The sequence below is a fragment of the uncultured Bifidobacterium sp. genome (assembly GCF_963540075.1).
In the GTDB taxonomy this organism is placed as follows: Bacteria; Actinomycetota; Actinomycetes; order Actinomycetales; family Bifidobacteriaceae; genus Bifidobacterium.
Window position 1 is genome coordinate 1 of the sequence record NZ_CAUTOG010000076.1, and the last position, 3,797, is coordinate 3,797.

Annotated in this window: 3 protein-coding genes; 2 read left to right on the forward strand and 1 reads right to left on the reverse strand. The window is 70.1% G+C overall.

The window, feature by feature from the left end; all coding sequences use genetic code 11:
* Positions 1 to 23 precede the first annotated feature (23 nt).
* Positions 24 to 881, forward strand: a complete 858-nt coding sequence (locus RWX87_RS06615; protein WP_314688801.1) for an ABC transporter ATP-binding protein — start codon at positions 24 to 26, stop codon at positions 879 to 881.
* Between the two features lie 12 nt (positions 882 to 893).
* Entirely contained in the window at positions 894 to 3,503 is a 2,610-nt protein-coding gene (locus RWX87_RS06620) for an FtsX-like permease family protein (protein ID WP_314688798.1), read from the forward strand.
* A 55-nt stretch (positions 3,504 to 3,558) separates the two neighbouring features.
* Here RWX87_RS06620 and RWX87_RS06625 read toward each other — a convergent pair.
* The coding region (locus RWX87_RS06625) for a helix-turn-helix transcriptional regulator (protein ID WP_314688800.1) at positions 3,559 to 3,797 on the reverse strand (239 nt) is incomplete at its 5' end.

Consider the following 3,797-nt stretch of genomic DNA (forward strand, 5'->3'; position numbering starts at 1 on the left):
CGGAATCGGGGACGTCGGGGGCGGTGGCAGTCCAGGCCATCCACCTCGTCAAGGACTACGGGGAGGGCGACAACGTCGTGCACGCGCTGCGCGACGTGAGCGTGAGCTTCGAGAAAGGCCGCTTCACCGCGATCATGGGCCCCTCCGGATCCGGCAAATCGACTCTGATGCACACGCTGGCAGGACTCGACTCGGCCACGTCGGGGCGCATCCTGCTCGACGGGGCCGACATCACCCGCATGAACGACCGGCAGCTCACCCTGCTGCGCCGCCATCGCATCGGATTCATCTTCCAGAGCTTCAACCTGCTGCCGATGTTCACCGCCGAGCAGAACATCGTCATGCCTCTCACCCTCGCCGGCCAGAAGTCGGACAGGCAATGGTTCGACCTGCTCGTCGACACCCTCGGTCTGGGGGATCGTCTGGGCCATCGCCCCTCGGAGATGTCCGGAGGGCAGCAGCAGCGCGTGGCCATCGCCCGCGCCCTCATCTCCCGGCCCGCCGTGGTCTTCGCCGACGAGCCGACCGGCAACCTCGATTCGGCGTCCAGCGCCGAGGTGCTGGGATTTCTCCGCCGTTCCGTGCGCGACCTCGGACAGACCATCATCATGGTCACGCATGACGCCGTCGCGGCCTCCTACGCGGACCGAGCGCTCGTCTTCGCCGACGGCCGTATCGTCGCCGACGAGACCACCCCCACGGCGGATCGCATGAACGAGCTGCTCACCGACAGGAGGCTCCGCGGCGCGTCCTCCGGCCCCTCGTCGCCGTCACCGGCGCTGAGACGCCTGGCCGGGGTGGGGGACGATCCCGCTGGTTCCCCCGACGGCTTCGGCCCCGACTCCTTCGCCCAGTCCTCCGACCAGCGCGACGCGCGGTAGGGAGGATCCGACATGTGGTCGATAACGCGAAAGCTCATGGCCCACAGCGCGAGGATGCTCATCCCCGCCGGCATAGCCATCCTCATCGGCACGGCCTTCATCGCCTGCACCCTGCTGTTCGGCAACACGATGAACGACTCGCTGCGCACCCAGATGACCGCCCAGTTCGGGCAGGCCGACTACGTGGTCACCCTTGGCGGCGAGGACGACACGGTCGGCGCCCTCAAGCTCGACGACATCGCCAGGGTCGACGGCGTCACCGGCGTGCGCGCCGACGCCTCCGTCGACGTCAGCATCGTCTCCGGGGACTCCTCGGCGTCCACCCTGGCCATCGCCACGGCCTCCGACCCCACGCTGCTCCCCGTGAGCATCGTCTCCGGAAGGCAGCCGACGGGGGACGGACAGATTGCCCTGCCCCGATCCGTGGCCCGGCAGCTCGGCGTCTCCGTCGGGTCGACCGTCACCGTGGAGCCCGGAGACTCGGGAATGGGGTCGGCCGTGCGCTCGGTGACCGTCACCGGCCTGACCTCCGACCCCAATGGGGCCTATACGTTCTACGGGGGAGCGGCGGTCATCTCCGACGACGCGCTCGCCACCGTCGGCGGATACGACGGCTTCGACAAGGCCTGGACCTCCACCGCCTACCTCGACGTCGACGCCTCCCGCGCCGATGCCGCGATATCCGACGTCAAGGCCCTGCTCCCGAGCGGCTCGAAGGTCGAATCGCGCGAGGCCGCCGCCGACGAGGCCGTGTCCTCCCTGAGCAGCTCCGGCGTGAGCATCGTGACGACTTTCCTCCTGAGCTTCGGCGTCCTGGCCATGGTGGTGGCCGCGCTGGTCATCGCCAACACCTTCCAGGTGCTCGTCACCCAGCGCCGGCGCACGCTCGCCCTGCTGCGGACGATCGGCGCCACCTCCGGCCAGCTGCACCGCTCGGTCATCGTCGAAGCGCTCGTCCTGGGGCTCGTCTCCTCGACGCTGGGCGCCGCGGCGGGAATCGGCGTCATGGCGGCCGTGTGCGGCTCCGGGGTGCTGGCGTCCCTCGGTCTCAACGCGCGTCTGGTGCTTTCCGTGCAGGCGGTCGTCGTCCCGGTCGTCTTCGGCGTGGTCGTCACCGTTCTCGCGTCTCTCGGCGCGGCCCGCTCGGCCACCGCCGTCACGCCTCTGGAGGCCCTGAGGCCCCTGGAGCTCACGGACACCAGGCGGTCCGGGCGCGTGCGCGCGGTCATCGGCGTCCTTCTTCTGCTCGCCGGATGCGCACTGGCGGCCTACGGGTTCTGGCGCGTGTGGGACTCCCTGCATGGCGGCGCCGCCCTGAAGGACACGGCATACGAGACGGCCCTGCTCTCCGGCATAGCCGGCTGCGCGCTGGCGTTCCTCGGCCTCACGGTCACGGCCGTCTTCTGGATGCCATGGGCCATGCGTCTGGGCGGCATGGTCGCCTCCTGGTCGGGCCCGTCCGGCACGGTCGCCGCGGCGAACGTGCGCCGCAACCCCCGCCGCGTGGCCGCCACCGGCACGGCGCTGCTCATCGGCGTCACCCTCGTCTCCTGCATAGCCACCGGGGCACAGAGCGCCAAGCGCACCATGACCGACACCCTCGACACGCGCTACAGCGTGGACGTGGTCGCGCAGGGGGAGAGCCTCGGCACTGACGACCAGGCGAAGGTGGAGAGGGTCTCCGGCGTGGAGCGCACGGTGCTCGCCCCGACGGCCACGGCCACCGTGCACGGCGAGAAGGACTCCGGTGAATCGCTGCGGGTGCTGCTCGTGGGCGTGGACGGCGCCTCGGATCTGAGGTCCGTCATGCGGGCCGACCTGTCCGGGTCCTCCATCGACGCCGGCACGGCCCTGGCCCCCGAGTATTCGGCGTGGAGCGGCAAGAGGCTGGACATCGGCTCGAGAGCGACCTTCGACCTGGATGGCGATTCGTCCTCCTCGACCGCGTCCTCGTCCGGGTCGCTGCGTCTGGCCGTCACCCGTGCGGACTACCGTCGGGTGTCCTCGGACTACCCCGCCGTGGTCTTCGTCGACTCCTCGCTGTTCTCCGACGGGACGATCGACGGCACCGGTTCGATGCTTCTCGTGAAGATCGACCAGTCGTCCACGTCCTCCATGTCCTCCACCTTCGAGGCCCTGCAGAAGGCGCTGGAGAAGTCCGGTTCCGTGAGTCTGACCGGGCCGATCGCCGAACGCGAGCAGTGGGAGACCACCATCGACTCGATGATGGCCGTGCTGGTGGGGCTGCTCGGCGTCGCCGTGATCATCGCCCTCATCGGCGTGGCGAACACGCTGAGCCTGTCCGTCATCGAACGCACCCGCGAATCCGCCACCCTGCGTGCCATCGGCATGACGCGGGGGCAGCTCAGGCGCTCCCTGGCCATTGAGGCGTTGGTCATCGCCCTCGTCGCCGGCGTGGCAGGCGTGCTGCTCGGCATCGGCTTCGGATGGCTGGGCGCCTACATGGTGTTCGCCGTGGCCGTCACGCCTGTTCTGGCGGTCAACTGGGGGATGACGGGACTCGTCCTCGCGGTGGCCGCCGTGGCCGCCGTGCTGGCCAGCGTGTTCCCCGCCCGGCGCGCGGTCTCCGTGCCTCCGGTGAGGGCCCTCGCCGAGGCCTGATGTCCACTGTCCGCGGCCGCGATCCCGGTGCGTCCCGTGGGGCGGGGAGGACGATTCAGTCCTCCGTCGTCTCCCCGGGGCGCACCAGCGCGTTGTCGTAGGCGAAGACGACCGCCTGGACGCGGTCCCGGGCATGGATCTTCGCGAGGATATGCGCCACATGCGTCTTCACCGTCGGCAGCCCGATGACCAGCGCATCGGCGATCTCCTGGTTCGACAGCCCGCGGGCGAGGAGGACAAGCACCTCCCGCTCGCGGTCCGTGAGCTCCCCGAGCTCCGGATCGGTGTACGGCG